This is a genomic window from Nitrospina gracilis 3/211 (genome assembly GCF_000341545.2).
Classification (GTDB): domain Bacteria; phylum Nitrospinota; class Nitrospinia; order Nitrospinales; family Nitrospinaceae; genus Nitrospina; species Nitrospina gracilis.
Genome location: NZ_HG422173.1, coordinates 1,776,134 through 1,782,240, shown reverse-complemented (window position 1 = coordinate 1,782,240; position 6,107 = coordinate 1,776,134). Strand labels below are relative to the sequence as shown.

General features: G+C 58.8%; 6 protein-coding genes, 1 tRNA gene and 1 pseudogene. 6 read left to right on the top strand and 2 right to left on the bottom strand.

Annotated features, from left to right (window positions below):
• The 4 genes and pseudogenes from TX82_RS16270 to TX82_RS08440 form a co-directional block, all read left to right on the top strand.
• A pseudogene (locus tag TX82_RS16270) lies at positions 1-187 on the top strand (hypothetical protein); the annotation flags it as partial.
• A gap of 6 nt (positions 188-193) precedes the next feature.
• Positions 194-265 (top strand) — tRNA-Glu (locus TX82_RS08450).
• Positions 266-378: 113 nt separating this feature from the next.
• Positions 379-1,203 (top strand): dienelactone hydrolase family protein, encoded by an 825-nt coding sequence (locus TX82_RS08445; RefSeq protein ID WP_005009358.1) that lies wholly within the window; start codon positions 379-381, stop codon positions 1,201-1,203.
• A gap of 48 nt (positions 1,204-1,251) precedes the next feature.
• A complete protein-coding gene (locus TX82_RS08440; RefSeq protein ID WP_005009356.1) occupies positions 1,252-2,109 on the top strand; it encodes a pirin family protein in 858 nt (285 codons plus the stop codon).
• Between the two features lie 7 nt (positions 2,110-2,116).
• Here TX82_RS08440 and TX82_RS08435 read toward each other — a convergent pair whose 3' ends face one another.
• Positions 2,117-2,941, bottom strand: a complete 825-nt coding sequence (locus tag TX82_RS08435) for a mechanosensitive ion channel family protein (RefSeq protein ID WP_005009350.1) — start codon at positions 2,939-2,941, stop codon at positions 2,117-2,119.
• Between the two features lie 8 nt (positions 2,942-2,949).
• Positions 2,950-4,197: a hypothetical protein gene (locus TX82_RS08430; protein ID WP_005009348.1), complete on the bottom strand. Its 1,248-nt coding sequence runs from the start codon at positions 4,195-4,197 to the stop codon at positions 2,950-2,952.
• Between the two features lie 394 nt (positions 4,198-4,591).
• Here TX82_RS08430 and TX82_RS15230 point away from each other — a divergent pair, with 394 nt between their 5' ends.
• Both TX82_RS15230 and TX82_RS08420 read left to right on the top strand, forming a co-directional pair.
• Positions 4,592-5,713, top strand: coding sequence for a tetratricopeptide repeat protein (locus TX82_RS15230; RefSeq protein WP_005009346.1), 1,122 nt, complete (start codon positions 4,592-4,594; stop codon positions 5,711-5,713).
• 180 nt (positions 5,714-5,893) lie between these two features.
• Positions 5,894-6,094 carry a hypothetical protein gene (locus TX82_RS08420; protein ID WP_005009345.1) on the top strand — a complete coding sequence of 67 codons (201 nt, stop codon included), beginning with the start codon at positions 5,894-5,896 and terminating at the stop codon, positions 6,092-6,094.
• The last annotated feature ends 13 nt before the right edge of the window (positions 6,095-6,107 follow it).

The following is a 6,107-nucleotide window of genomic DNA, read 5'->3' as shown; positions in this document are numbered from 1 at the left end:
CCCCGCGGGAAAGTTTTTCATAACCTGGGTGGTGATGGGCGTACCTTCGTACTTCCTGATGGTGTACCTGGTCAGCCGCCTCAACAAGCGAGACCTGGAAGCCGAGGAACGCGTCCGGCAAGAGAAAAAGAAACAGCGAAAAAGCAGTGGGCCGCCCCTCATCAACAGGGACGGCGGCGGTATCTGAAAACGTGGCCCCATCGTCTAGCGGTTAGGACGCCGGCCTCTCACGCCGGAAACAGGGGTTCGATTCCCCTTGGGGCTACTCCTTCTCCTCCCAATGAGAAGGAACCCGGTTTACACCAAGCCATCCGTTTTCGTTCCCCACGGTCTTCGGGGAAGGGGGCCTTCAATCATCTCTTCTGGAGGCAAGATAACGTGTTCCGATTCCAAACTCAACGTTTCCTGAAAACGATTCTTCTCACCGCGCTGGCGCTGGCCTGTGTGGTGGCCGCCCTGCCCGCCCACGCGGACGTCCAAACCAAGGAGATCACTCACAAGCTGGACGGCGTCGAGCTGAAAGCCTTTGTCGCGTGGGACGACGCCATCGAAGACAAACGCCCCGGCATCCTCGTCGTGCACGAGTGGTGGGGCCATAATGAACATGCGCGGAACCGCGCCACCATGCTGGCGGAGCTGGGCTACACGGCGCTCGCGCTCGACATGTACGGCGACGGCAAACTGGCCGATCACCCGAAAAAAGCCGGTGAGTTCATGAACGCCGCGTTCCAGGACTGGCAAGGCAGTCAGGCGAAGTTCAACCGCGCCCTGGAAATCCTGAAATCGGAGCCGACGGTGGACGGGGAACGCATCGGCGCCATCGGGTTCTGTTTCGGCGGCGCGGTGTCCATCCGCATGGCGCGCGGCGGCGCGGACCTCGACGCCGTGGTCGCGTTCCACAGCGCCCTGCCGGACCAGCCTCCGGTGAGCAAGGGCGACGTCAAGGCGTCGATCCTCGTCATCAACGGTTCGGAGGACGGCTTTCTGCCCGCCGACCGGGTGGCCGGGTTCATGAAGGAAATGTTCGAGGCCAACGTGGATGCGACCTACATCAACCTGAAGGGCGTCAAACACAGTTACACCAACCCGCAGGCCGACGAGTTCCGCCAGAAGTTCAACATCGACAGCCTGGTGTACGACAAGCAGGCGGACGAACGCGCCTGGAAATCCATGCAGGAATTTTTCGAACGGGTGTTTCAATGATAATCTGTTGACGAGGGGGCTGGCTTTCATTCACGCGAAGGAGGCGTCATGGCCCGACAAAAACAGATTGAGGAAATTTTAAACACACCCGGTCAACACTGGGTGGGCGACGGGTTTCCCGTGCGCACCCTGTTCACTTACGACAGCCACGGCGAGGCGATGAGCCCGTTCCTGCTGTTCGACTTCGCCGGCCCCGCGGAGTTCCCGCCGGCGTCCAAACCCCGTGGCGTGGGCCAGCACCCGCACCGCGGATTCGAGACGGTCACCATCGTCTATGAAGGCGAGGTGGATCACAAGGACCTTGCGGGCAACAGCGGCCACCTAGAGCCCGGCGACGTGCAATGGATGACCGCCGCCTCCGGCATCGTCCACCAGGAATTCCACTCCCAGTCCTTCACCGAACAAGGCGGCACGTTCCATGCCGTGCAGTTGTGGGTCAACCTGCCGGCGAAGGACAAGATGTCGCCGCCGCGCTATCAGGATATTCCATCCAAACGCATTCCAACCGTTGAAGTGAACGGGGGAACGCTCCGCGTCATTGCCGGAGAGCACGACGGAACACGCGGCCCGGCGCTCACCTTCACACCGATCAATATCTGGGACATCACCCTCCGGGCGGGGGGAGAGATGGAATTGGCCCTGCCCGCCGGACACACCACCGCCGTGGTGCCGGTGACGGGCGCGGTGGAAGCCAACCAGAGCGAAACCGCCCGGGCCGCGCAGCTGGTGCGGTTCTCTCGCGAAGGCGAGGCCATTCATCTATCCGCGCAGGAAGAAACCCGGTTGCTGCTGCTTTCCGGAGAACCCATTGCCGAGCCCATCGCCGGGGAAGGACCGTTTGTGATGAACACAGAGGCGGAACTGATGCAGGCGTTCGAAGATTACCGCAAGGGATTGATGGGGTGAACCCCGTTCAACCGGTGGCTGTGGGGGCATCCTGCCCGCCCTGCCCCGGGGCCAGGGCGAAACGGACGTTGCGCTCAATCAGCGCGGTTTTGCCACGCACGGTGAGGTCGGTGATGAACCGGAACTGATGGCGCGGATCGACGGCATACGCTTTCAGGCGGTAATGCGTGCCCCACGGTTTTTCCTGCACCACCACCGAAACCGGTAAATCGAAATACAGGTAAGGGCTGGTCAGCGCCACGTCATGCAGGATCCGCTGGATCTCTACGGCATCGTGTTGAGGATGGAGATAAAAATGCACCACACACTGCAGGTGCGGCGTACCGTTGTTGGCGTTGGAGATCAATTCGGTCCAAAGCTTGTGATGCGGAATGTACACCGCCGTGTCGTCCGGGGTGACAATACGCACCGTGCGCACCCCCACGTGCGTCACCTCGCCATACACCCCGTTCACCTCGATCCAGTCGCCGTTGCGGTACAACCGCTCGCCAACTGCGACCACCCCGGCGATCAGACTGCTGGTGTAGTCCTTGAGCGCGAACCCCAGCGCGAGACCGATTGAACCCAGCACCGCCACCATGTTCTGCAGGGACGGCTCGATGACACGCGGAACGCTCAGGATGAACGCGGTCAGGATGAATACCAGCCGCAGCAGCGGTGTCATGGCCAGCAGGAACAATCGCAACCTGCCATGCAGGCGGTTGGCCACCCAGGGCAGCAGGCTCTGCGTGATCAGTATGAGAACGACCGTACCGGCAACAATCAAAAACAGCTCAATCATCACGGCCGTATCGAGCGTCTTGAACACTTTAGACATTTGCTCTTTATCCATATCCCGCCTCAAAACCCATCCAGCAGATAATCCCGCGCACTCAGGTATTCCCGGACGGCGGAATAGCCCTGAGCAGTCACCTCCCAGCGTCCTGCTTCCTCAACCACCGCACCCGAAGCCTGCAGGCGGCGCAATAGAGATGCTATGCGAAAATCCGGAATGGACAACAATTTGCTGAGAAGCTCTTCTGTCAATCCGTTATGAAGAAGCAGGGAGTGCAACACAAAAGCCACGCTTTCGTCCTTCTCCACAGGCAGGGTCATGTCATCCGGAAGCTCGGCCACCCATACAGATTCTTCCTTCGTTCTCTGTGACGCATTCCGATCGCTCTCCTCTTCCACGGCCGCAGTGTCCTCTTCATCCGGTTCGGCACGCAGTCTTTGGCTCCAGTAAATGAGGGCGGTCCCAAAATTACCACGGCACCGGCCGGCAAGCTGGTTCAATTCCGAACTGGCTCCACCCTCGTCTTCCAGCCAGGAAAGGATGGTTTTCCCCGTTTTGGCATTCAGGAAACGCACCCGGTCGTTCCGGTCTCCGGTATCCTTCTTTCTTGAAAACAACCGCGACAACCGTGCCCCATCGAACGCCTGCAGCGTCAGGGGGCTCCATTGTGAACGCGGGCCGACGCGTTGCAGGTAGGCCCAGCCCCAGCTGTCGCAGCCGATGAGACCACGGCCCAGCCTGCCGGATGCGGCCCATTCCAGAAACCGGCGGACCAGTTCCAGTCCGTTCGCATGACGCAGGAAACAGTGTTCGAGGTGCGGCAGGACCCAAACCCGGTCGGTATTGGGCCACCCACCCAGCCAGTGGGGATCGGCTTTCAGGATTTGTTCCGGCGTCGGGGATTCCAACAAAAGCGCATCATGGAGGTCGGCCCAATGGCGCAACAGGTCCTCCTGTCCGCAATGGGGCTGGAACACAACAAACTGAACCGGAACTTCCAGAGAGCACTCATCCAGCCACCCCTCCAGTTCCGCGTCCAGGGCACCCGCCACCTCATTCCAGTCAATGGGCGGGACCAGGTGACGCAAACGCACTTCCGGGAGTGTTTTCAACTCGACTTCGGCCTTGAACGGGCTGTCGCCGTTTTCCCCGTTTTTGATGAAAAGCTGTTTGAATGCGGTCCATTTGCGGAGGGCTGTGCTCGCAACCGCGGTGACAGGCACCTTGTATTCATCCGGGCGCACGAACTGCCAGAGCGGGGTGGGGTTCGCCTGACTGTCGGTGGGCAACGATACCGGATTGTCCTTCGTCATGATCACCACCTGTCCGTGAATTAGGGGCTGTATTTGTGGACGATTCATCTTAGCCCAGGCTTGACGGATTTGGAATCATTTCCATTTTTCTCAAGGTAGCGGGAAAAGTAGCGGGAAGTGGATTTTTTTTGCAGACAAGTTCATCTCCAAGCCGCCCGACGGCTTAAAATTTTCCCGGCCCTCCATCCTTCCCTCCTCCGCTTTTTTATCCGGCAAAATTCAAAGTGATTTCCCACCCGGTGTTTCATTTCCCTGCTCCCTCGACAGGCCCTGAAAGAGAAATCTCCCTTGTTTTTTATGACTTTTTTTGCAAAGTTCCAGCAATCCGATATAATTAATGAGGATTTTTCAAGGAATTCACTTCCCAAAAATCTGAGAGGTCAGAGGGGGGATCATGCCCAAGGAACCTGAAAAGAACAAGAGGCCCGAACAGGCGAAACCGAATCCGCCACCACGGCGTCATCCGGCAGGACAGGCACCGCCCAGCGCCCCCCGCACGGGCGGCGCGCCCAAACCGGCGCCCAAAGGCGTTCCACAGAAACCACCGCCGCAGAAACGTCCGGCCGCCCGTCCCCCGGCACAGGGTTCCAATGCCAGCCCCTCCCCTTCCGGCAAACCCACGCGTTCTGTTTCCTCCCCAACTCGAGAGACACCCAAACCTTCTTCGCCTGACAAGACCCGGAACAGGAAAACGACCCTGGCTCTCGCCACACTGTTTCTCGTCGTGGTCACCGGGGCGGCCATGTTCCTGGATTACATTCCGAATCCGTTCAGGGCCAAGGTGGATTACGGGTTGGGGGAACAGGCGTTCATGCGAGGCGATTTCAAAACCGCCATGGCGCATTTCATGGTGCTCGCCAAACGCGGAAATCCCGAAGCCATGTGGTATGTGGCCAACATGTATCAAAACGGCCGGGGCGTGGAACGGGATGTTTCAACAGCGGTGGAATGGTTCAAAAAAGCCGCCCAGGAGAAACAACCCTGGGCCCTGTTTGAAATCGGCTGGTATTACAAAAACGGCACCGGCGGGTTCAAGCGGAGCGCGCCGGTGGCCCTCAAGTGGTTCGAGGAATCCGGTAAGGGCGGTTATGTGATGGGTCAATATCATGCCGCACTGGCTTACATGGAAGGCATCGGCACCGATAAGGATATCAACAAGGGTCGCGAGTGGCTCATCCTGGCGGCGGACCAGGGTCACCTGGATTCGCAGGCGATCCTGGGGGACATGTATTATCACGGCACCAGCGTGGTCATCGATGATAAAAAGGCCCACACTTACCTGAAACCCGCCGCCGAGCGGGGGCACCCGCTGGCCCAGATGAACCTCGCAATGATGTACGAAAACGGCGACGTGGTGAAAAAGGACATCGTGCAGGCGTACCAGTGGTATTCGCTGGCTGCCGCCAGGGGCAACAAGGACGCCCAAAGGAGCCTGGAATTCATCACCCCGCGCATCAAAACCTCCAAGAAACAAAAAGCCGACGCCTGGGTGGCCAGCTGGAAACCCATCTCCTGATCCCACGGGTCCCACTTTTCATATAATTTTTGAGGCAAAACTTGCCTCCCTTCCCCAGCGGTTTTATCTTTTTCTACCCGTATGGGATAACCTCTTTCCCAGGGCTCACCCTGTTGCCCAAAAACGGGCCAAATTAACCCTGGCATGATCGTTCCAAAAATATTCAGGAGGTTTTTGCCTATGCCCCCAACCATTGAAAACGAAAAATTTGCCAACAACCTGTCTTGGGTGGCCACCCGGGATCCCGGCCGCGAACACGTGCCCGATACCCGTGGTTTCACCGATGCACAGTCCAAACAACCCACACCCGCTCTACAGCCGGATCAGGAAGAGATTCGCCGCGAACTCCAAATCTACCGCTACGGCGCCTATTATTCCTGACCGAACCCAATCT